Source organism: Roseibacillus persicicus (genome assembly GCF_014651675.1).
GTDB classification, from domain to species: Bacteria; Verrucomicrobiota; Verrucomicrobiia; order Verrucomicrobiales; family Akkermansiaceae; genus Roseibacillus; species Roseibacillus persicicus.
Map to the genome: position 1 here is coordinate 165,323 of NZ_BMXI01000002.1, position 22,506 is coordinate 187,828.

Genomic DNA, 22,506 nt, shown 5'->3' on the forward strand with positions numbered 1-22,506 from the left:
GAGATTGTTTCCGCCTTTTTCGCTCTTTCTTTCGCCTTGAAGCGAAATAGAAAACGGCAGTCCCCGTGAGAGAACTGCCGTTGGATGCATGAAGGGTTCGTTACTGCTAACGTCTGCGACGAAGAAGGGTGAGCATACTCGGAGAGTCAGTCTTGCCTGAGCAAAGCTGCGTCGTCCTAATCCATCGTGTTGATCCCGTGGCCCAGCACCTTGTGATGAGACAGTTCCCGCCAGTTCGTCGGGCGCGTTGTGAGGTTTGAAGGGGCTACCCCAAGGGGGTGTTTATCTTCTAGGGAGAGCCACGCTTTCTGAGCTTCGGTTTTCTTTGTTTCTTAAATTTCCAAACTAAGAGTGTTCAAGATACCTCTTATTGGGTAAACTCGCAGCGGCGGTTGCGTGTCGGGTGAAGGCTCGGAGGCGGCCCCTTACCGATCCCCCTTGATGAAAATTCTTGTTCACGATTACGCCGGACACCCTTTTCAGGTGCAACTTAGCCGCGAGCTCGCCAGTCGCGGTCACCATGTCCGCCATGCTTATGCCGGTGGCTTGCAAACTCCCCGCGGTGAGCTGCAAAAGCGCGAGAGCGATCCCGATAGCTTCGATTCCTTCGAGGTGCCGATGAGCCCTGACTATGCGAAGTTTAAGTATTCCTTCATCAAGCGCCGGGCGATGGAGATTGAGTATGGGCAGTCTGCGGCGAAGATGATCCGCGAGTGGAAACCCGAGCTCGTTATTTCCGCCAATACTCCCACCGAATCTCAAACGGGAGTGCTGGCGGGCAGCCAGGCAGTGGGGGCCAAGTTTGTTTATTGGTGTCAGGACTTTTACAGCATCGCGGTCGATAAACTCGTTCGCAAAAAGATTCCCGTCTTGGGAGGATTGATTGGCAATTACTACAAAGGCTTGGATCGCAAGCATCTCCAAGCCTCGGACCACGTGGTGGCCATCACCGAGGATTTCAAGCCCATCATGGTGGATGAGTTTGGAGTAGCCGCAGACAAGGTTACCGTGATTCCCAACTGGGCGCCCTTGGAAAATCTTCCGGTCGATCCCAAGGACAATGCTTGGGCTGCGGAGCAAAACCTCACCGGCAAGTTCGTGGTGCTTTACACTGGAACGCTGGGGATGAAGCACAATCCCAACCTTTTGTTAGGGGTGGCGGAGCGATTCAAAGACAACGACGAAGTGCGGGTCGTCGTAATATCCGAAGGCATGGGATCGGATTGGCTCAAGGAGCAAAAGGAGGCCAAGGGACTCTCGAACTTGATTCTGTTAGGCTATCAACCTTTTGACAAACTTCCCCAAGTCTTGGCCAGTGGTGATGTTCTCACCGGCGTGCTGGAGGAAGATGCCGGGGTCTTTTCCGTGCCAAGCAAAGTGCTCACCTACCTTTGCGCGAAGAAGCCCATTCTTCTGGCGGTGCCGGAGGTGAATCTGGCAGCTCGCATCATCCGGGAGGAAGAAGCGGGGCTGACCGTGGGACCAGCTGATGAGGCCGGATTCTGGGATGCAGCCGAGAAGCTTTACAACGACAGACCAATGGCTGATGCAATGGCGGAACGGGCGCGGTCCTATGCGGAAAAGACATTTGATGTGAAGTTGATTGGCAACCGCTTCGAGGACCTGATGAAGCAACTCGAGAAGTAAAACACTCTCCGAACATGAATGCAAACGACCCTACCCCCAAGACTGTCGTGCTTGCGGATCCGCGTTGGGATGGCCACCACCCGACCTACTTTTTTGAGTTCACCGCCTCCCTCTTGCGCCTGGGTCACCGGGTGATGGGGCTCTGCCGTGAGCCCGGCGAATTCGAAAGCGAGGTCCGGCAGATTTGCAAAAGGATGGACCTCGATTTCGATACTCGAGTGATTGTCGGTCAGCTCGATGACCCCGACAAAGCCTACTTCCGTCCTGGGCAAGACCATGATCCGGTTAGCACGGTGGTGCGGTGGAATTGTCTAAAGAAAGCCATCGATACGGCGAGCAAAGCGAGTGGCGCGAAAGTGGATTTCGTTTTCTTGCCCTGGTTGGACTCCTATCTCCGCTTCCAACCATCCACCAAATTGGCCAATAAGCTGGGTGTACCTTGGTCGGGCCTTTATTTTCGCAATCATCACTTCGGTGGGACCCTCAGCTCGGTGCGCAAGGCCGCGAAAGGGGATCGCAGTCTTCGCAATCCGAACTGCGTTGCGGTGGGAATCCTCGATGAGCGTTTTAGCGAAGCGATGGCCCATGAAACTGGGAAGAAGATCATCGCCTTTCCGGATATCACGAATGAGAACCCGCCAGAAGTCCCCAGTCCATTCGCCCTGGAGGTGATCAAGCAAGCCGCTGGACGCAAGATTATCGGGATGGTGAGCCTTGAGAAAAGGAAGGGATTTCTCACCATGCTGAAAATAGCGGAAGCGGTTGCGGGTCGCGAGGACTGGTTCTTTGTCGCTGCTGGCAAGTATGCCAAGGAGACTTGCAGCGAAGAAGAGCAAGCCTACTGCACGGCGATACAGGCCAAAGTTGATTCGGGAGAACTCAATAATCTCTACCTCCAGCTGCCCGGTGAGCGGGTGAATGATGGCGCGGATTTCAACTCATTGATCAAAGTCTTCGACGTTATCTATGCCGCCTACGAGGACTTCGAGGGCAGCAGCAATGCCTTGACCAAAGGAGCGATATTCGAGCGTCCCCTGATCGCTACGAAGGGGGAATGTGTGGGTGGTCGCGTGGAGGAATTCGGGATGGGCTTGACCATTGAACAGGGAAGTGTGGCCGAAGGCGAGCAAGCGATTCGAAAGGTTCTCGCCGGAGAAGACTGGGAGGGCAAGGAACTCAAGAAGCGCTATGCGGACTACCACGCGCTGCATGATCGGAAACGACTCGATGAAGTCTTCGCCGAGTTGCTGGAGCTCGGAGCGAAAAAGTCAGTAGCAGTCGGCGAGTAGAGTGCGGCTTGGTCAGGCCAAGTGCTTCTCGTAGACCTCACGGTGTTTTTTCACGACTTGAGGAAGGCTGAAAGTAGAAACTACCTTTTCGCGGGCATTCTCGCAGAGGGTCTCGTAGCGGGCGGTATCGGCCAGGACGAAGCGAATTCCTTCCGCGAGGTCGCTAGGCTCAAAGGGCTCTGCGAGGTAACCGTTCTGCTCGTGGTCGACGATGTCCTTGAGACCTGAAGTGTCGAAAGCGACCACTGGGGTGCCGCAGGAGAGGGCTTCCGATGCAGTTTGACCGAAGGACTCTTGGAGTGAGGGCACCACCATCACATCGGCCGCGGAGTAGAGGGCTGCAAGGGTGAATTGATCACGCAGGACTCCCATCCAGTGGGCGGGATAGGGGAGGGGGGATTCTCCTTCGGCGGGAGCGGACATCCCGAAAACGGCGAGCTCGATTTCGTCTTTAGATAAATTGAGTTGTTCGAGAGCCTCCCGCAGTTGGTGGTAGCCTTTGTTCTTATCCGAGCCGGCATACATGGCTCCGAAGAGAATGAGTTTCTTATCAGCCGGGAGATTGAGCAGGTCGCGCGCGGCGGCCTTTTGCAGGGGCTTGAAGATTTGGGTGTCCAGCCCGATTGGGATTACGGTCAACGGGCGGTCCCGCCAAAGGCTGGACTTGCGGACTTGCTCCGCCATCCAGTGGCTGGGAACGATGGCCTCGATGTTATGCTCTTTATACGCTTTTTCCTTCCGGAGCGCTACGCGGCGATCGAGATCCAAACCACGCCGGGACCTCGGACGATTTGCCGCAGTATAGCCTTCGTGATAGCGGAGATCGTTCTGATACTCATGGTGCAAGGCCCCGCAAACGGGCCAAAGATCGTGGAAGGTCCACACCAGCGGAGCCGTCAGCTTATCTAGCAGGGAGAGTGGCATGAAGCCGTTTTGAGTCCAGTGGAGATGAATCAGATCGGGATTGCGGGCGGCGATGGCTCGCTCGAGTTTCTTGTTCGGCAACCAGGCGAGAGAGCGGTAGCTAATTGATTCGGGAGCCTGGTCCAGCTTGAGCGGAGCGAGATCGAGATTGCGCCGGAGAGAAAAAGTCAGGTTGTTATCGAGCCCGATGGTGTCGGGATCTCCTCCCATCTTTTCGCCCACGATCAGGGTGGAATCCATTCCGTCGGCCTTGAGTCCCAGATGGAGACGAGTGGCGGCCACGGCGGCCCCTCCTGAGAGATCGGATGCGGAAAGGGAAAGGAGCTTCATGGATGGAGGGGGAGGAAACTATCGCTTGCGGTAGTTTTCGGTAGTGGTGAGTTTGATGAAGTCCTCCAGAGTGCCGTTGGCAAATCGTTGGAAAACGTCCTTTTGAGAGAAATGACAGCTCAGTGAGCGAAGACGCCTTTCCTGATAGGCCGAGCCATCCAATGACAAGTTGGAGACGTCGTCTTGATTGAGAACCGCGGGCAACGGATGCTGGGGAGACCAGGCATTGAAAGTCCAGAGTTGCAGGTTGGCCAGGCGGCGGGTGAGAAGCCTGGCATGCCGATGGAGGCAAAGATGAGCCGGGTGCCAGTACTCGCCGCTGGAACCGTGGGTCACCAGATCCTCCGCGTTCTTACTCGCGAGCAATTGCGAGAGTTCCGCCAGTAGCTCGGAGCTGTCGTGTTCGGGCTCCGACAGTTCTCCTGTCTCACTGATGGGGTCGAGGTAATCCAGGAAGGTGAGGCTGGTGACCTCCAGCGCTTCTGCTGCGCAATCAAGTTCCCGCTCCCTCACGCTGGCGAGTTTGGCGTCATCCGCGATTTCACCCCGTTCTCCACCTTCGCCACGGGTCATGGATACGAGGTGGACCTCTTTTCCCATGGAAAGGAGCTCGCAGATTAAACCGGAGCAGAAGACCTCATCGTCAGGGTGGGCGATGAGCACCATGACCGAACTGCCGAAGTCATCCGGCGAGCAGCAGGGGGATGAACTCTGCAGCACCCGCCGGATAGGCCGGACGAGTTTGCGGGCAGCTCGGTAATAGCGATGGCTCTTCATTCAGGTTTGGTTGCTTCCAGATAGAGTGATTCCGGTTTTCGTTCAATGCCTTGTTCGTCGCTGTCGAAGCAGTAGCTCTTGAAGTTGGGAATACGGCTCTCATCGTGGTGAACCTTTCGAATATCGAAAAACCCAATCGCGAGAAGGTCGCGGGTGAGGGAGTATTGGTCGTAGATGCGCCATTGCACCTCGCCGGAGAAGCGACGGAAGCACCCTTCGCGGAAGGCGAGAGCGGCTTCCTTACCCGCGAGGATTCTCACCACTCCGCGGGTCAGTTTCAGGCGGGCCTTTTGGAAGTAGTGGCCAAGATGATCGAGTTGGGGGCGGGTCTGAATGATGGACTCGTCCACCCGCCCTTCGATGAGATCGCGACCTTCTTCTCCGATTCGGGAGATGACGTAGTCGGGATTGGGCACGGGATCCTGCGCGAGAAATTTTGCGAGCTTTCCGCCGTATTCGGAGCGCCCGATCTGGTCGTGAAGCTCGATGAGGTTCCATTCGTAATCAGCGGCGCGTTCATAATCGCCTTCGCAGAGGGGCCCGATCAGTTCGCGGTATTGTTGCACGACCTGCTGGAGGTCGGGGACCGCGAAGCGGGCGATGCCGCCTGGTCGCAGAACCCGGAATTGCTCTTTAAGGAAGGTTTCCACGACATCGTCGCGAAAGTGGCCGAGGACATGTGCTGTATGGCAGCACTCGACGCCGTAGGTGGAGTAGGGGAGGGGAGTGGTGAGGTCGTGGACGATGACGCCTTCAATCCGCGGGACAAAATCTAAGTTGTCCCAGTCGGGGTGGAAGCGTCGGCCACAACCCAAATTGAGTTTGGGGAGTTCGGACATGGTTCAGGGGATTTCAAACAATAGCTGGGGTGAGGGATTCGGTTCGGATGCGATTGATGAGCATCAGGGGGAAGATCCAGCCAGTAATGGCAATCATTGCGAGGGCCATTCCAACAAAGAGTCCGGAAAGGCCAAAGAAGCAAATGCCGATAGCGGCAGGGATGAGGATGATGCTGGTCTCGGCAAGGGAATAGACTGCGGCCTTTTTCACCAGTCCCACTCCGATGAGGAGGGCGTTGTTGGTGTGACCCCAGGACGAAGTGGCGAAATAGAGTCCAAAGGCAAAGAGAAGAGCGGGAGTGACTTGAAACTCTTTTCCAAAAATCAGTGGCAGGATGAAAGTGCCCACCAGGGGGAGACCAATCAGGGCTGCTCCGCAGTATCCGCCCACCAGTAGCCAGAGCCGCTTGGTTACCCGCTTGACCCAATCAAAGTCCCGTCGGGTAAAGGCATCCACGATGGCGGGCCAAGTCGGGGTGGTGAACATGATGATCATTCCCAACATCAGACCGGAGAGCTGCATGAGGATTTGAAACTGGCCCACGGCAACCGGCCCCCCGAAGCGCGCCACCAGAAGGCCGCAGCCGTTGATCTCGATGATGCCGGTGAGGGATTGCGAGACGGTGAAGGCGAAGCCGTCGGACAGCATCTCGCGGGAAAGTGGCTTCTCGAAATACTGAAGTTTGGGAGCGAGGTCGGGACGTTGCAGAAAGAGATGAATGGTGTTCGCAATGCGAGCCAGCGCCCGAGTCCCGAAGATGGCAATGATGAGAAACTCGATGGTTTGGAAATAGTGGATCCCGATCGCAATGGTGATTGCGCCCAGAATATTGCCGGCTGCCCCGAAGGTGTTGTTGATGTGGACCTGTAGAAAACCTTCCCGGGCCCGTTCGGTGTGACTGAGAATAATCTCCAAGAGAACAATTCCCAAAGCCAGCCACAGCCCGGGCAGAAGCTTGGGTTCGAGACCGGCATAATGCTCCCCGAAGAAAAAGGTGAGGGGAACGAAGGTGAGCACCAGCCCCGCGACCAGTCCTCCTATTAAAGTGAGGATGAGGAGGAGAAACCAGGAAGTGGAGAAGTATTGTTTCTCCAAGAGGTCGTCCTTGGCAGTGAGGGCGCGGGAGATGCCGTGGGTCAATGCGGGCCCGATACCGATCTGGAAAAGAATGACGGTGCCAATGGAGACCGCGATGGTTGCGTAGAGACCAAAGGTCTCCTCCCCCAGAGTCCGGTAGGCGATCGGAATCGAGACGAATTGGAGAACGACAGTCCCGATTTTTGACGCCAGAGAGGTCGCGATGGCACTGGTGATCGCGCGATTGCGCCGCTGACTACCGGCCTCGTTTTGCTCTGGGTTTGTCTCGTTCATGGAGGGGGCGATTCTCTTCCAGAACCGACTTCGAGACCTTTCCTTAACATCTTTTGACGATTAGTAAAAGCTTGATGAGTCGCCTTGTCCTGATTTTTCCGGAGGTTTGGGAGCCCAGGTGGTGGCTATGATTTTTTCCAGCCGAAGGGTTGGGTTGCTGGCTCCGTTGCGGGAGATTTCGATAATGAGGGGGATTCCATCTTCCTCCATCGCTTCTTCGAATCTTGCGCGATCCCCTTGCAGATAGGATTGAAAGATCTCGGCCAGATTCTTTCGGGCGGGCGAATCCGTGGCGGAGGTGATGGGGTAGATCTCAGGATTTTGGTTGGTTGTGATTAAACAATGCGCCGGACTTAAAGGAGAGGTCTCCCCGGGAGCTGGTTTAAGTAGCACGCGGAAGACTCCCTTCATGGCTCCATCCATTCCTCCGGCGAAGGCCCGCAACCGATCGTGATAGAAGTCCGCAAACCCTTCCCAGTCCACGAGCCAGTGTCCGTCGACCTTGATGAGGATGACGCTGAATTCGGCGGGGAGCTGGGGGGCCTTGAGCTGAAAGACCTTCATGTCGGGCTCGTCCATCTCCAAGCGGATGGAATCGACCTGATAGGGGCCATCCCCGTGAACCTCGGCGCTGGCCTCCATGTGGGGCAGGATTTGGTCTGGAAAAAGAACGAAGGCGCTTCGCGTGGTCCACGTTCCCGCCGCGAGAAAGGCCTCCAGACTGGCGCGCGCGGTCGCGACTTCCGCTTGGTTGGGGTTGGTCTCTGGTTCTTTCTTTTCGGGGAGTGAAGGGGACAGGTCGGTATTGGCGGCGAAGTTTCCTGCCGGTGAAGGATTGTCCGCCAGTTCGTCTCCGCCTTCCTGCTGGGCTTTCGAAGCGTCCAGGATTTCCTGCCAGCTGACGGCTCCCGTCTTGCCGAGAAAGAACCCGAGGATGAAGAAGGCCACCGATGAGAAGAAGCATAGGAGGAAGGCTTGCAAAAGAGAGAGGGATGCCTTGCTGCGAGTGTTGGTAGAATTTGCTTTTGCCGGATGCGCTTCGGACTCGTCGAATAGGGGCGCGTCGGAAGGGCGAGGTTCCGGTTCGGGAAGGCGTTCGGGGAGCGGAGCGGGCTCCACTTGTTGAGGGGCACGGTCAGCTGGAGTGGGTTGGACCGGAGCGGATTTGGCGAAAGCAGTTGGGGTGGGGGCGGGTTCTTCTGGCGACGGATTCTCTGGGGCTGGCTGTGCCGGTGGAGGATTCTGTGCTTGGGGTGCGGGCGCTCCAAAGTCTTCGATGGGAAGAGTGAAATCCTGCTCTTCCGGCACGGGTGGGTTGAGCGGCTGGGGTTGCGGGGGAGAGTAAAAGTTGGGGCCTTGAATGAAGCTGTGGCAATTCGGGCAGGGGCCGGACATGCCCGAAGCTTCCGGAGGAACAACAAGGAGGTGGTTGCAAGAGGGGCAATGAAATCGGATGTAATCCACAGCGGTTCATAAGTGCCAGAGCGGCCTTCTGGGGTAAAGCGAAACGGAAGCTGATTTTGCTCGCGGAATGACGCGGTTTCGGTCGGAGACGGCTAAATTCAACCGGGAACAGGTGGGTGGGGTGCTTTTGGGGAACGCAATTAATGGTTGAGTGGCTTTCTGAAAATTGCTTATCGCTGGGCGTTTTTGGTGAGGTTCTTCTGTTGGGTTGTATGGTCCTAGTTATGAGTGGTTTGCGAATTCGGAGAACGGTGTTTTTTCTGGAGCTTGGGATTCTCAGATCAGAAAATTAGTCAAGAGGTGTGAAATGATTTGTTAAATGGAATAAAATTTTATAACTTTGGACTGCCTTGTGACGAAATTTCAAAAAATGATTTCTGTGCTTGCCCGCCCATTGTTTACTTTCCTTGTCATAGGAGGGGTTTCGCTGGGGCACGGACAGGATCTTTCAAGTCAAAGGCTGGACAGCAAATTGGATCGTCGGGCGGTGCAGAGTGCGGGAACTCGTTCGGCAAGCACGAAAGAGGGCCTCGATATCTCGCTCGTGACCTCGCTGGCCTACGACAACAACATTTTCCAAACCCCGGACAATGAGACCGCGAGCGCGGTTGCGCAGATTGAGCCGACCATCGGCTGGACCGTGGGTGAGCGGGACAAGGCTTGGTTGCGCCTCGCCTACGAAGGCGCGGTGGTTCTCTACCTTTCCCGCCAGGAAGACAGCCGCATCGACAACCGCGTCACGATGGAAGGCGGCATCAAGGGGAAAAGTGTGGCTTTGGCCTACTCCGCCCGCTGGGCAAAGCTGGGGAGCCCCAGTGCCGATATCGGCGGAGCCTCCGACCGATATGAGTGGGGTGGGGGCATTGAAGCTGTCTATAGCCCGAAGGGGAAGGTGTCCTACATCGTCTCCGCCGACCGCTCCGTAATTGATTTGGTGGAGCCGGGCTTCTTCGATTTCTACCAATCCTCTTTCGGCATCGCCGCTGCCTATCGCTATTCGCCGAAGACCGAAGTTGAGCTGGCCTATCGAATCGGCAAGATCGAAGTCGATGGTGCGGGCTCACAGACATATCAGCGTTTCGGAACGCAAGTGAACTGGGCTCCCCGTTCCAAGCTTCGCTTCTCGCTGGCGGGTGGTTTGGAGCATCGCAATTATGAATCTGGCTCGGGTTCGGAACCTTATCTTGCCGCCCGCGTGGATTGGACTCCACGGGCTAAGACCGCTTTTTTCCTAGAGGCCTATCGTCGCGAGGAGACTTCCTCCGCTTTGGAAGGGGAGAACTACAAGCTGGTCGGAATTCGGGCTGGGGTGAATCAGCGTTTGCGGGATGGATGGAGTGTGGCGCTGGAGGCTGGTCGCGAATCGGCGGATTATTTCAATGTCGTTGGAGGTGACTCTTCGGGGCGGGAAGACACCATCACCTATATTCGCCCCAGTGTGAGATATGCTCTCAGTGAGGATGCTGAGATCGCATTCCTCTATCAGTGGTCGAAGAACGATTCCTCTGATCCCGGGTTCGGTTATAGCAATCAGCAATTGGGGCTTTCCATGAACTATCGATTCTAACAGATGATGAAAACGCTTCTCTCTCTTTTAATTCTCATCCTTTTCTCCCCCTTTACCAGTGCGCAGAATGGGCAGGCGATGAGCGGTCTCATCAGCTCGACCGATACGGTGAGGATCTCGGTTCATCGCGAGCCGGATCTCGATACCGCTGGCCAGTTGGCTTCGGATGGCACCCTCTCCATGCCTTTGATTGGAGCGGTCAAGTTGTCGGGCCGCACCACAACTTCCGCCGAGTCGCTCATTGAGGCGAAGTTGAAGGATGGCTACCTCGTCCGGCCGCAGGTGACCGTGCGCATCACCCAGCGCCAAGTGCAAACGGTCTCGGTCGGGGGCGAAGTTGCCAGCCCGGGAATCTTTACCCTACCCCACAACCAGCCCGTCACCCTTTCCCAAGTAATCAATATGGCAGGCGGGGCAACTGATATTGCCAATATCAAAAAAGTGACCTTGCGCCGGGCCTCCAGCGGGAAGGTCTATACCATCAATTTGAAAGAAATTATCCAAGGCGCCAAGAAAGACATCGTTCTAGTGAAAGGCGATTCCATCAATGTCCCTGAAGGCCTCTTCTAGTTGTCTGCCGACTGCGTTCCCCATTATTCCGTGAGTTCACTAATCCCACAGTCCAATCAATCGCTTTCCTCCCAGGTTGGAAAGGAAGCGGCATCAGCTCCTGCCGGGGGCGGATTACAGATGCCCAAGATCGACCCCAAGGAGATATGGCACGCCGTCCTGCGATGGTCTTGGGTGCCTCTTCTTTGTCTCTTGATCGGGGCAGTGGGCATGTATGCATTCATCCGGACCCTGCCAGTCTACTATACGTCCACGGGAAGCCTTTATATCAAGACCAAGGCTCCCGAAGTGTTCGACGGAGTGGGGCTGGGTCAGGAGGAATCCAACGATCTGGAACAGATGAAGACGGTCGAGCAAGGAATGATTTCTTCGACTGTGCTCTTGAAAGTCGCGGAAAAACACAATCTTGCGAACGACCCACTTTTTCAGGAAGTGGGAACTAGCCAGCAAGCCGTCTTCGAGACTCTCCGCGATCGGGTCTCGGTTGAGCTTCGCAAAGGCACCCGCTTGATTGATATCCAGGTCAAGGACACCGACCCGGCCCGGGCTGCCAAGATCGTGGAAGACATTGTCACGGAATATGAGATTTGGCGGGACGGTGGACGCAACGACTTGATTGCCAAGACCACGGTCGGGCTGGCCTCGGAAGAGGAGCGCTTTCGAAAGAAGATGGAGGAATCCGAACTGCGCTTGCAGGAATTCCGCGCCGAGAATTCAGTGCTCGGTCTAACAGGTGAGCAAGATCCTTTGCAGTCCGGTGAGCTGGAGATGCTCAGCCGCGAGCTCTCCAATGCCACAGCAGAGCGGTTGAAAGTGGAAGCTGAATTTCGAGCAATGGCGGCTGCGCCCAAGGAGAATGCGGCACCCATGCTGGCTGCCCGAGGAGCTCGGGGTCAGCTGGCATTGACATTGGAGAGTCAGATTGCAGCCAAGAAGGCGGAGTTCGCCATGCTGAAGGAGCGCTATCTTCACAAGCATCCCAAATATATCGATGCGGCAAGCGAATTGGCGCGACTGGAGGAAAGTCTCGCTCAAGTGATGACCGATGCCAAGGAGTCGGTGGCGGAGGATTTGGAAGTTGCACGCTCGCGCGAACAAGAGCTGGAGAAGTTGGTTGAGGAGGCAAAGGTGAATGCCATTGGTGATGAAACCCTCCGCGAAAAATTTGCGCAACTCACCCGGGCGGCCGAGATCGACCGCAGTCTTTACTCTCAGGTCGCGACCCGATTGCAGGAGACCCAGATTGGCGCAGCGCTCAGTTCGTCCTTCTTGCGTTGGGACGAGAAGCCACTGATTGCGGAATGGCCCAGCTCGCCGAATAAGCTGGGACTGATGCTTGTGGGCTGTTTCTTGGGTGGTTTGTTAGGGGTGACTCTCGCTCTGATTTTCACTCTGGCGGATCCGAAGGTTCGGGAGCCTAGCGCGGTCGAGCGCAAGCTGCGTCTTCCGCTTTTGGCGCGCCTCCCCGTCTACTCCCGGCATGTCGTTGATGACCTCAGTATTGCTGGCGATGGCTTGGCGACTCTCAACCGGCCGGCTCATTTGGCACGCTATACCTTCACGCCGCGCGAGGAGTCCGAGAAGATGCAGACCCTACTCTTTGCGAGCCCCTTCGATGGTGATGGTAAGAGTCTTTGCGTGATGAAGTGCGCGCGCACCATGGTCAAACAGGGTTACCGCACTCTCGTCATTGACGCTGACTTCCGTATTGATGGCCTGAGCCGCGAGTATAGCAGCCAGCGACAGGAACGTCATGGATTGGCCGCCTATCTGATGGGCGAGGCCGAAGCCGCAGAAGTGCTTTTCGAGACCGGCCTTCCCGGTCTTTGGTTCTTGCCCACTGGCGCGCTTGCAAGCGACACGGGTGACCTTTTGGCAGGCCCAGGATTGCGCCGCTTGTTGGAAGCCATTGAGCCCATGTTTGAGCGGGTGATCTTTGATATGTCTTCGGTCCTCGAGAGTGATGACGTGCAGGCCGTCGCCCGTCATTTGGGAGCGACCTACCTTGTTGCGCAAAAGGGGAAAGGGAAGTATCGCGACCTTCGGGAGACGACCGAAGTCCTCAATTCATGCGGAGCACAAGTGGCCGGATTCATCTGGAACGAGGGCGGCAGCCGTCGTCGACGGGATGCGCAAGGTCCCGTGATCGAGCCGGTGACCTATCCAGCGGAGGTGCGGGAAGTGACCGCGCCTGCGGACCTGGCAGAGAAGGTTCGCGCCCGGAAGGAAGTTGGCTAGCAACGAACTCTAGTCGAAGGAGACAGCCTTCAACAACTGTCCGTCTCCGCCGCCTTGGAGGAGGACAACCTCATGGCTGGCCTTTTGCTGGGAACTACTAAATTTCTCGTAGGTGGAGATCACCAGCAGTTGATCTCGGTCACAGCGACCCTCCAATTGATACTCACCCGCAACCACCTCGCGATCGGTGATCTCGTGCAGGCCAACTGTGCTGATATTCACTACTCCGGTCGGCGAGATTTCCCCATGCCCGGTGCGGAAGGAGGTGGGATCTTGAATCGTGAGTTGAAAGCTGGGGTCGGGTTGCAGATTGGTAACCACGATTCGTAGGTCTTTCGGCAACTTGCTTTCCATCACCGTCGAGGGCCCGCCTGTCAGGAGGGCATTGCGGTCCGTCAGAAGAATCGTCTGAGCCAGGAACTCGTCGCGTCCCCAAGCGGAATTCAAAATCCGCCGATAAATCTGCCTCGCTTTTTCGACGCTGTCCTTACCCTTATGGAGTGCGATGGTGGCGATTAGATTGGCGGCGAGGTAGTCTGTCCCGTTGATTTCCAGGGCTTCTTTCAGGGTGGTTTCTGCCTTGAGAAGCTCACCCATTTGCCAATGGCAGAGAGCTTCAAGCCGGAGCGCTGAGCTCCGATGGGGAAAAAGCTCGCGGATGTTGGAAAGGTGCCGCTCCGCTGCGGCCTCCTCGCCTTTGCGAAACAGGTCCAAAGCTTGCGCCGCAATTGGCACGGGATCGAAATGGCTCTCGGTGGCTTCCTGACTGGTTTCGGCTTCGACTCCGAAGGCATTGAGGTCACGGGTGAAAATGGATTCGGGAATCTCTTGCGCGGGGAGATTGCCTGCCGACGGGTTCTCCACAACCGCAGGTTGCCCTTCGAATTCTGCTGCCCGATCAACGGGTTCCTCGGAAGAGAAAGGATCGGAATTCGCAAAAGGATCGGCATCCGCGAAGGAGGAGGAGCGATTCAGTCCTTCGACGACGACCATGTCACCCGGCAAGAGCGGAAAATCGCGGAAGGCCTTGGAAAGGGTGTTGTAGGTTTTTTTGGTTCCTGAGCGATAAAGTGACACCCGGCTCAAGTCCTCGCGTTTTGAGGCTCCGGCTTCAACCAAGGCTTGTTTCAAAGTGGTTGGACCCTGAAATTCAATGGTGCCAGGTTTTCTAACAAGTCCACGGATGGAAACGGCGAGGGGGCTGCGGGCTGCCGGGACTTTTTGCGTTAACTCTTGAGAGGCGATACGCAGTCGGAGCAACTCTTGCTTCCATGGAGCTATCTTCGCTTGTTTCGAGGCTTCTTTTCGGGTTGCCAAGAGCTGCATAGCTTCTCTTTCCCAGTCGAGAAAAGCCTTCCTGACGGAGGGATCGAGCTGTTCGGCTTGGAAGGCATATCGCTGTGCTTCATTGAATTTCTGGATTTTGCTGAGTTCGTTATAGATCAGAACCTCGATGCCCGGTGCCTTCATCCGGTGGCGCTGAAGGACTTCCGACCAAACATAGGTGAGGCGTTCCTCGGATTGCTGACGTCGCTCTTTGAGCTTCGCGTAGTATTTTTCTCTGAGATCGGCTTCTGGTGGGGGGATTTCGAACTCTATGTGGTCGGCGAAGTTTTCCAAGACGATGAGCGAGGTGAGGTCGGAAGCGAGGGTGTATTCTTCACAATGATCGATGATTTGTGAGGGGCTGGCATCACTGGACTCCAATCTCTGAAGTTCGGTGACCCCGTAAAGATGGGAGAGCCAGCGGGGAGGCAGGGTCTCGGTGGTGACCTTCATTTCATCGAGCGCGAGTTTCAATTTCCTCTTGTTGCCAAACCGTTCTTTTAAAAGAAACCGGTGAACGAAGGGCGCTCGAGAAGGGAGGGGGTAGACTCTGATGTTGGAGCTTTGAAGAGGGAGCCGGAAGGCGCGTTGTCGGGTGAGGGCGATGGCCTGAGCGACTTCCATATTTTGGAGGTCGAGAACTCTTCCTCCGGTTTGGTAGGTGAGGGAGGACAAGGGGTGGAGAGCAGAGATGGGGCGAGTGGCGAGGGCAAGGTAAGGTGTGTTTGCCTTGAAGAACGAAGTGTGAGGTGGCAATTGCGTGGCCAGTCCGTCGGTCACCAGGAGGTTGAGGTCGCAGTTGTTTGTTTGCAGGTTCGAGTAGTTACTGGATCCATCGTAGGTCACCCCGGCGATGGCTTTACGGAGCTCCTGCCATTCCCCGCCCCGGACCTGGAATTCCCCGCCCTTCTCCCGAACATTGCGGAGTAAACTGAGTGAGACGGTGAGGTTGGGATGGGTTTGGAAAAAGGCGTCCAAGTAACCTAAAACCTTCTCAAAGTTGGTTTCGCTCATTGAGCGGGAAGCATCCCAGAGAAGGGCGACTCTCTTGAGAGCAGGGTGCGGGACCGGAGCTTGTTCGTCCTCGTTGAATTGTCCATTGAGAGTGAGGTAGGCGAGTCCGCCTGCTCGGTCTGCGGTAGCGGCAACGGAGTGATGGGGGTCGGTTGCCTCTATGGTGAGTTTGCCGTTCAGCGTCTTGTTCTGGAGAATCGCCTCCAGGTGGCCATGGGAGTTCTTCAGAAATTCGAGGGACGGATGAGTGACTAAGTCCTCGCCGGGATTCTTGACTAAGACCGAGATGTTGTCGACTTCACTCGTGAGATTGAAGGCCAGATTGTAGGTTGGGCGAAAGGGGAAGGGTCCAGTGATGGGGAGGTATTCCAGATAGGAAATGCGCACGCTCTTGGTGCTGCGTCCCAGGATGGGATAGATGCGAGTGCGGTAGATTCCGTCTGCTTCTTTCTCCACGATTCCGGGATCAACCCGCCGGGCTTTGATAGTCTCGTAAGCTAGGCGGGCCCTTTTCTTTTCCACTGCCACCGCTTCGCGAAAGGCGCCGTTCACCTCCAGGGCATAGCCGGAAATGGTGGCGTGCTCCGGCAATGGCAGGAGGAGTTCTCCTTCCAGCGAACGGTAGGTCTCATTGTTGAAGGTGAGGGTCAGAGTCGTTTCCACCAAGTCTTGATGGCGTTCGATCTCGACCGCGTATCGTTGGAGGTCGAGGGGAAAGGGGTTGTTGCGGGCATCGCGGCAGACAATCTGCGGAGCACGAATCTCAGCGCCGGAGATAGGAAAGAGGAGAACAAGGTGAAGGAGGCAAAGGGTGAGGCGGGAGATCATGATGGTGAGCGAACTTCGAGTAGTGAGGCGGTGAGAAAGAGAAGGATGCGGCGGACCGGATCCGCCGAGCCGTCATCCCGGCGTGGGGAGTAGATGGCAAAGAGTTGCGGCCGATTGGCCAAGAAAGTGAGACCGAGGTTTTGGCGATGGCTTTCGAAGACGGGCATCTTGAGGTCGGCGTTTCCGTAGTGATCTTTGTGCGGTATGACGACCTCTATTCGTTGGAGACTGACTTCGTCGGCAGCGAGCCTGAGGTCGATAAAATTGTTCGTTGTGATGCCGGGCTGGATTTCGAGAGTGAAGCCGGTGTTTCTCGTTTCGAACATTGTGGGCGTGGGAGGGCGATAGAACAGCCGCGTAAAGTCGGGTCGGTTTTGTCTGAGGTAGTCCCGCCAGCGTTCCGAACCCGGAGGGTCGTAGTCGCTTCGATAGATCATCTCCACGATGGACTCAGTCGTTGCGGTTTCGCCGGAGCGGGCCATGAGGAGTTCTGTGTTGTAGCGGCTGGCGCGCTTTTGCTCGATTTCCTTTAGGAGAAAGGAATAGGGCGTTCGGTGTTCGGTGACGCGGGGAAGGTTCCCGGCGGTGGTTTCAATAAAATCCAACTGCACCCGCACCATCTCGGCAGCCCACAGGGGACCAGCGAGTAGAAGGAAAAGACCAGTGAGCAAATGCATGGTCGGGAGGACTAAAGTCCGGCTGTTAGAATATCAGCTCGGACAGAGAAGAGCAGTTTGCGTTGGTGGTCCGGTTTCCCGTCTTCGCCCTTCATCGAGGTCGTCCCGGCAAGGCAATATTGACCGTTGATGAGGGTGAGTCCGGTGTTGATGCGAGCGCTGGAAAAGAGCGGCATTTGAATGGGCGCTTTCCCGTGAACCCCATTCCACTCCGACCAAATCTCGTTGCGAATGTGTTCAACCAATTCCGGGGCGAGACGAAGATCGATTGTTTTGTCGTCGGCTCCGATGGTGGGCTGAATCTCGAGAGTGGATCCCGTGTTCCGAGTCTCGAATGCGGTGGGAGTAGGGGGCGTGGCGACCATCTTGGCTATCTCCATCGCTTGTCCGGTATCCTGATTGGAGCTGATTTCGTTGGGCACCTCGGACGGCTCGTACTCTTTCGGATAGATGTATTCCAAGATTCCCTCCGTGGTCGCGGTTTCGCCGGAGCGGGCGATGATGAACTGGGTTTCCTGGTGCTTGGCCGTGCCTGCTTCCACCAGCTTGCCAACTGTTTCGCGCAGGTCACCATCGTTGGCCGACTTGCGGGGTTCGGCGAGGAGTTTGGTCAACTCGGGCAGGGGGACTTCGATATACTCCACCATAACGCGAATCTGTTTCGGCAAGTTCAAGTGCTCTCCCAAGGGGTCGAAGTCTTCAGCATTTTGAGCAAGGGAAGAGGTGGCTAAAGTGAGAGAACAGAGAGCGAGCAAAGTGTGTTTCATGCCCTATCACTGCAAGCGATCCTGTTAGCCTAGACAAGCTCAAACCTTTGCTCGGCTTGCTATGGGAAAGGCCGGCTGAGGTGGGGGCTGTCCGCCAGGCCGTAGCGCCAGGGGAGTTCGGTGGCCTTGGAGATGCCGATGCGGGGACCGGTTAGGATCTCGGGAGCACTGGAGCGAGGACTGAGTGTGAAGGGCTTGCCGCGAAAGTCTTGTTCGTGATGTTCGGGACCGATTCCGAGGGCGATGGAGAGTTTGCCCGGGCCCGAGCAGAGGTCGGTGAGCTTGCTCTTTTTGCGCCGCTCTTTCATCAGTTCGATCCCGGTGAGAGGTTCGAGCGCGCGGATGAGCACAAAGCCGCGTTCCCCGTCGGGGGCTTGCACCAGTATATTAGCCAGCCAGTAGACTCCATAGTTCAGATAGATATAGGCGGTGCCGGGCGCATGCTTTTCCACAAACTCCCGCGCGTGTCGGCGGATAAAGGTGTGGCAGGCTTCGTCATTGATCTCGGAGTAGGCTTCGGTTTCCACAATGAGCCCCGAGGTGGTCCCATGGGTGAGTGTCGCGCCAATGAGCAGCCTTGCGATCTCGGTTGGGCGAGCGCGAAAGAAGTCCTCGTTCATATTCTGATGAAAACACTCATGCGCTCGCCTGAGGAATAGGCAAATGGCTTTTCACCCGTCCAGCTATCGCAAAAAAAACTCCAACCGCACAGGCGGTTGGAGTGATGAAATGGGAGGGGTTGCTTTCGGGAATCGCCTACAGCGTTCTCCGACGGCGAAGAGTCATCATCGAACCCAGGGCGAGGAGCGCCATGCTGCTGGGCTCGGGGATGACGGTGTAGTCGACCACCAGGTTGGGCGCAAACTCTTGGGAAGCCTGGGTGTTGATGGTCGCGAAGCGGGTTTGGGCAGCGCTCGCGTCGCCAGCACTGCTATCCCAAGTGACGAGCAGGTTGGGGGCCGCGGAGGGATCGGATAGCCAGTCGTTCAGTTCGCTTCCGCTCAAAGGGACGGTGAATTTGGTGTCACCGATCGCGCTGCCTCCTCCCACGGTGTAGGAGGATGTGAGCGAGCCAAAAACTTGTTGGCCAGCGGTTCCGACATTGTTGTTGCCGGCTCCCGTGGAAGCAGCCCAATCGGCTCCGGTGCTTTCGATTTTGTCGCTCCAAGAGCTGACCCCGTTTCCGCCGTTGTCAGGTCCATTCAAGGTCGCCCAATCGGTATTGCCGGCAGCAAGTCGGGAGAAAAGCAGGGTGGTCGAATTCCAGTTGTTCGTGGTGTTCCAGAGTTCGAGGGTGACGCTGTTGACGATGACGGTGCCGTTCGTGATTCCTGACTGGATCGCGGGATCCAAGGCTGCGAATTGGACCAGCCCGTTTCGTCTTTGACCGATGCCGCCATCAGCAGTGCCCCACAGGGTGTCTGCCCGACCGTATTGGCCCACCGCATTGCCAGAATTTCTCACCAGACCCGAGTGATCTGCGGTGGCGTCCAAGGTGACGACCACGGCTTCAGCCGAGGTTGCCGCAGCAAGGAGAGTTAGTAATGAATAATTGCGAAGTTTCATTGGTTTGGTTCTTAGGATTGTTTAGGTTCGTGGTCTTTGCTGGCCGGATCGATCGATACAAGCCACAGAGACTCTAGGGTTAACTGCTCCTCCTTGAAAAAATTGGAACGAAAACGTCAATTTTTTGTATAAAACGGGAGACGTGTGAGGAGCGTTGGGGCCGGCGCCTTATCTCTCGCGGATAAGAGTCGGGGCGCGGCTCAGACCGACGCGGTTGAGCATCCCGCCGTCGACGAACTCCCTTTTGTAGAGGCTCAGCTGCTCAAGACATCGTCCCCTCGGCCGTATCGCAAAATGCTTTCGGCTAGAGCGGGATTGGCGGAGGCCCAGAGGTCGTCGAAGAAGATCCAATGCTTCACCGTTTCCGTCTTCAGGGGGGAAGGAGGTCGGCCGGAGGCAATTTCGGTGAAGAGGACTTGTTTGAGATGGGGAGTCGTTTGAAAGATGCTTTCGCCGGAGGAATAGGTCCAAAAGGAATGCGGGCTCGTCTCCCCGGCCTTGCAGGCAATCTGCCGAATCTTATCCAATTGGGTGCGGACGGTTTCGGTGTCGGTGGTGAGCGCTTCGGGCTTCTTGGAGCGCTCTCTGATCGTTTGAAAAGTCCGCGGAAACCAACCGGCGAGTTCGCTGTTAACCTCGTCGAATTTGGCGAGGGCTTGGTCGAAAGAGTGTTCTTCGGCGAAGATGGCAAAGGCCCGGAGAAGGATGAGATTGTCCGACCAGGCTGACTCGATGATCTCGTAGCCGTCGTAGCCGTCGTAGCCGTCGTAGCCGTCGTAGCCGTCGTAGCCGAACTGCACCGCATGCTCCGCCAACCAGGGTCCTAGGTTCGGCAGCCGAGTGGGCACCCGGAAGCAGCCGTCGATATCCGTGATGGTCATGCCATCCGAGCTGGAGAAAAAGCAGCAGTAGGTGGCCCCGTCGGTCTTGTCTTCACTCGGGACGATACTTTGGACGGGGAAGGGTTGCGCCCAGTCCGGGGATCCGACCTCGGAGGGAAGTTCCACCGGCTTGTGGATGAGAAAGCTCGTTCGCTCGGGATACTTGTTAGAAAAGTCGTCATCGAATAGATACCAGGCCAGATCGATCTCGTCGTCATTGGTATCGGCTTGGATCGCGGACTCGAACATTGCGATCGACCCTTCAGAGAATTGGCCTTCGAAGGAGGAGATGAACTCTTCCACGTCCCTCAGGCTTTCGGGACGGTCCCGATCCAGCATTGCGAAAAGGAATTGCAAGAAGTCATAGAAGTTGCCTCCAAAGACCTCTGCCCGTTGCCGCACGATCTCATCGCACCATTCCCAATCATCCTCTGGATCGGCTTGGGCGAGTTTGGGTTCCGCCGCGATGAGCTCTTCGCGGGTGAGCCAATATTTCTGGAACCACGCGAGCAAGTTTTCGCAATCAGGGAACTCGACGATGCGCTTTCCGTGAGGCTTCTCGTATTCGCTTCGGCAGACAAAGTAGACCATGATTCCAGAGCAAAGCCTTGGCAAAAACCAAGGCTTGTCAAGGTCCGGTCTCCTGGGGGGCTAGGCGTATGCGTGGTCGCGGAAGACGAGGTGCTCGTTGCGCTCGTGGAGGCTCTTGACGAGGTATTTGGCCGGTAGCAGCACCACCCATTGACCGTCTTGGTCACGGGCCACGACGCTGCCGGAGGGGAGCAGCACTTGCGGTGGGTCGCGGTCGCTGCGTCCCTTTTGCGGCTCCTTCTCCTCGAACCATTGCACCACGGTCCAGGAGGGGGGCTCTTGGCGGGTTTCCACTTGGTATTCGGAGAGGAGGCGGGCTTGCAGGACCTCGAACTGCAGGGGGCCCACAGCTCCTAACAGTGGAACGGCCTGCGCACTGTTGTGGACCTGATAGGCTTGCGCCACCCCTTCCTTCATCAACTGCTCCATGCCGGCGCGGTAGCGTTTGATGTTGGAGGTGTCGTTGTTGAGGATGTAGGTGAAGCACTCGGGGGTGAAGCGCGGCATCTCGTTGTAGGTGACCTTGGGGTCGCTGGTGAGGGTGTCGCCGATGAGGAAATCGTAGTTGCCGACGAGGGCGAGAATGTCTCCCGCATAGGCGGTGTCGAGGGTTTCGCGATCCTGTCCAAAGAGCTTTTGCGCACTGGCGAGGCGCACCTTTTTCCCAGTCCGCTGGTCGACGACTTGCATGTCGCGCTCGAAGATGCCGGAGACGATGCGAACGAAGACCGCGCGGTCGCGATGGCGGGGATTCATGTTGGCCTGAATCTTAAAGACGAAGCCCGAAAAGCTGTCGGTGTTCGGGGCAATCATCTCCTCATTGCTCACCCGACCCGCAGGAGGAGGCGCCATCTCGAGAAAGCTCTCGAGCATGTTTTGCACCCCGAAGTTGTTCATCGCACTACCGAAGTAGATGGGCATTTGCTCGCCAGCCAACACGCGCTCGAGGTCGAGAGGTTCGGTCAGCTCGTCGAGCATCTCCACCTCCTGCACCACGGTCTCGTGGAGCTCGTCGCTGAGGGCCTCGCGCACTTTGTCGTCCTCGATGCCGGCCACTTCGAGCGGAGCTTTGAAGGCTCCATGCGAGGTGCGCTCGAAGAGATTTACTTCGCCCTTTTGCCGGTCGAAGACGCCCTTGAAGCGCGGCCCATCACCGAGGGGCCAGTTGACGGGGGCGGGGGCGAGCTTGAGCACGTCTTCCAGCTCGTCCATCAGCTCCAGGGGAGGACGGGAAGGGCGGTCCATCTTGTTGATAAAGACAAAAATGGGCACGCCGCGACGACGGCAGACCTCGAAGAGTTTGAGGGTCTGGGCCTCGATACCTTTACCCGCATCGATGACCATCACCGCCGCATCGACGGCGGAAAGCACGCGGTAGGTGTCCTCGGAAAAGTCGTGGTGACCCGGGGTGTCGAGGAGATTGACGCAGTGACCGTTGTATTCGAACTGCAGCACGGTGGACGATACCGAGATGCCCCGCTCCTTCTCCATCGCCATCCAGTCACTGGAGGTCGAGCGCTGTTCTTTCTTGGAGGTCACGCTACCGGCCAAGCCAATGGCACCCCCGTAGAGCAGGAGCTTTTCGGTGAGGGTGGTCTTACCGGCATCGGGGTGGGAAATGATCGCAAAGGTGCGGCGTCGCGCGATCTCCTTCGCGGCGGCGGCGGGAACGGGGTTGGTGAGAGCTGAAGTGGTCAAGGGCAGGGCTCTGGTAGCGGGAACTGGCGCGATTGGCAACCTAGAGGTCTTTCCTTTGTGGAGGTCGGTTGGGTTGTCTTGGCAAAAGAACCGTGAATCCTTGGGCCGGGCAACACGCGCCGTTGGAAGATTCCAAATCCC

Annotated in this window: 17 protein-coding genes; 5 read left to right on the forward strand and 12 right to left on the reverse strand. The window is 56.7% G+C overall.

Going from position 1 to position 22,506, the window contains the following annotated elements; translation table 11 throughout:
- The first annotated feature begins 441 nt into the window (after positions 1-441).
- A complete protein-coding gene (locus tag IE099_RS02995) occupies positions 442-1,647 on the forward strand; it encodes a glycosyltransferase family 4 protein (RefSeq protein WP_189567224.1) in 1,206 nt (401 codons plus the stop codon).
- A gap of 14 nt (positions 1,648-1,661) precedes the next feature.
- Positions 1,662-2,936 carry a glycosyltransferase family protein gene (locus IE099_RS03000; protein ID WP_189567226.1) on the forward strand — a complete coding sequence of 425 codons (1,275 nt, stop codon included), beginning with the start codon at positions 1,662-1,664 and terminating at the stop codon, positions 2,934-2,936.
- A gap of 12 nt (positions 2,937-2,948) precedes the next feature.
- On the opposite strand, the gene IE099_RS03005 is transcribed toward IE099_RS03000, so the two are convergent.
- The 5 genes from IE099_RS03005 to IE099_RS03025 are packed head-to-tail and all read right to left on the reverse strand — an operon-like array spanning position 2,949 to position 8,573.
- Positions 2,949-4,190 carry a glycosyltransferase gene (locus tag IE099_RS03005; RefSeq protein ID WP_189567228.1) on the reverse strand — a complete coding sequence of 414 codons (1,242 nt, stop codon included), beginning with the start codon at positions 4,188-4,190 and terminating at the stop codon, positions 2,949-2,951.
- 18 nt (positions 4,191-4,208) lie between these two features.
- A complete protein-coding gene (locus IE099_RS03010; protein ID WP_189567231.1) occupies positions 4,209-4,967 on the reverse strand; it encodes a PIG-L deacetylase family protein in 759 nt (252 codons plus the stop codon).
- The gene (locus IE099_RS03015; protein ID WP_189567233.1) at positions 4,964-5,806 is read right to left on the reverse strand and encodes a class I SAM-dependent methyltransferase; all 843 of its coding nucleotides are present in this window, start codon (positions 5,804-5,806) and stop codon (positions 4,964-4,966) included. The genes IE099_RS03010 and IE099_RS03015 overlap by 4 nt, the downstream gene beginning before the upstream one ends.
- Before the next feature lie 13 nt (positions 5,807-5,819).
- Positions 5,820-7,178, reverse strand: coding sequence for a lipopolysaccharide biosynthesis protein (locus IE099_RS03020; RefSeq protein ID WP_189567235.1), 1,359 nt, complete (start codon positions 7,176-7,178; stop codon positions 5,820-5,822).
- A gap of 60 nt (positions 7,179-7,238) precedes the next feature.
- Positions 7,239-8,573: a hypothetical protein gene (locus IE099_RS03025; protein ID WP_189567237.1), complete on the reverse strand. Its 1,335-nt coding sequence runs from the start codon at positions 8,571-8,573 to the stop codon at positions 7,239-7,241.
- Between the two features lie 439 nt (positions 8,574-9,012).
- On the opposite strand from IE099_RS03025, the gene IE099_RS03030 reads away from it, so the two are divergent.
- Genes IE099_RS03030 through IE099_RS03040 form a run of 3 tightly spaced genes read left to right on the forward strand, consistent with a single transcriptional unit; the run spans position 9,013 to position 13,017 of the window.
- Positions 9,013-10,209, forward strand: coding sequence for an outer membrane beta-barrel protein (locus tag IE099_RS03030; RefSeq protein WP_189567239.1), 1,197 nt, complete (start codon positions 9,013-9,015; stop codon positions 10,207-10,209).
- Positions 10,210-10,212: 3 nt separating this feature from the next.
- A complete protein-coding gene (locus IE099_RS03035; protein WP_189567241.1) occupies positions 10,213-10,779 on the forward strand; it encodes a polysaccharide biosynthesis/export family protein in 567 nt (188 codons plus the stop codon).
- A 30-nt stretch (positions 10,780-10,809) separates the two neighbouring features.
- Positions 10,810-13,017, forward strand: a complete 2,208-nt coding sequence (locus tag IE099_RS03040; RefSeq protein WP_189567243.1) for a GumC family protein — start codon at positions 10,810-10,812, stop codon at positions 13,015-13,017.
- 9 nt (positions 13,018-13,026) lie between these two features.
- Here IE099_RS03040 and IE099_RS03045 read toward each other — a convergent pair whose 3' ends face one another.
- The 7 genes from IE099_RS03045 to IE099_RS03075 all read right to left on the reverse strand — a co-directional run bounded on the left by IE099_RS03045 (position 13,027) and on the right by IE099_RS03075 (position 22,365).
- A complete protein-coding gene (locus tag IE099_RS03045) occupies positions 13,027-16,185 on the reverse strand; it encodes a VIT domain-containing protein (RefSeq protein ID WP_189567245.1) in 3,159 nt (1,052 codons plus the stop codon).
- Entirely contained in the window at positions 16,182-16,862 is a 681-nt protein-coding gene (locus tag IE099_RS03050) for a hypothetical protein (RefSeq protein ID WP_189567247.1), read from the reverse strand. The genes IE099_RS03045 and IE099_RS03050 overlap by 4 nt, the downstream gene beginning before the upstream one ends.
- 11 nt (positions 16,863-16,873) lie before the next feature.
- Positions 16,874-17,629: a hypothetical protein gene (locus IE099_RS03055; protein WP_189567249.1), complete on the reverse strand. Its 756-nt coding sequence runs from the start codon at positions 17,627-17,629 to the stop codon at positions 16,874-16,876.
- Between the two features lie 59 nt (positions 17,630-17,688).
- On the reverse strand, positions 17,689-18,249 hold the full coding sequence (locus IE099_RS03060) for a DNA-3-methyladenine glycosylase (protein ID WP_189567252.1): 561 nt from the start codon (positions 18,247-18,249) through the stop codon (positions 17,689-17,691).
- 136 nt (positions 18,250-18,385) lie between these two features.
- Entirely contained in the window at positions 18,386-19,195 is an 810-nt protein-coding gene (locus IE099_RS03065; protein WP_189567254.1) for a PEP-CTERM sorting domain-containing protein, read from the reverse strand.
- 254 nt (positions 19,196-19,449) lie between these two features.
- Positions 19,450-20,667, reverse strand: coding sequence for a hypothetical protein (locus IE099_RS03070; RefSeq protein ID WP_189567256.1), 1,218 nt, complete (start codon positions 20,665-20,667; stop codon positions 19,450-19,452).
- A gap of 60 nt (positions 20,668-20,727) precedes the next feature.
- Entirely contained in the window at positions 20,728-22,365 is a 1,638-nt protein-coding gene (locus IE099_RS03075) for a peptide chain release factor 3 (protein ID WP_229809363.1), read from the reverse strand.
- Positions 22,366-22,506 lie beyond the last annotated feature (141 nt).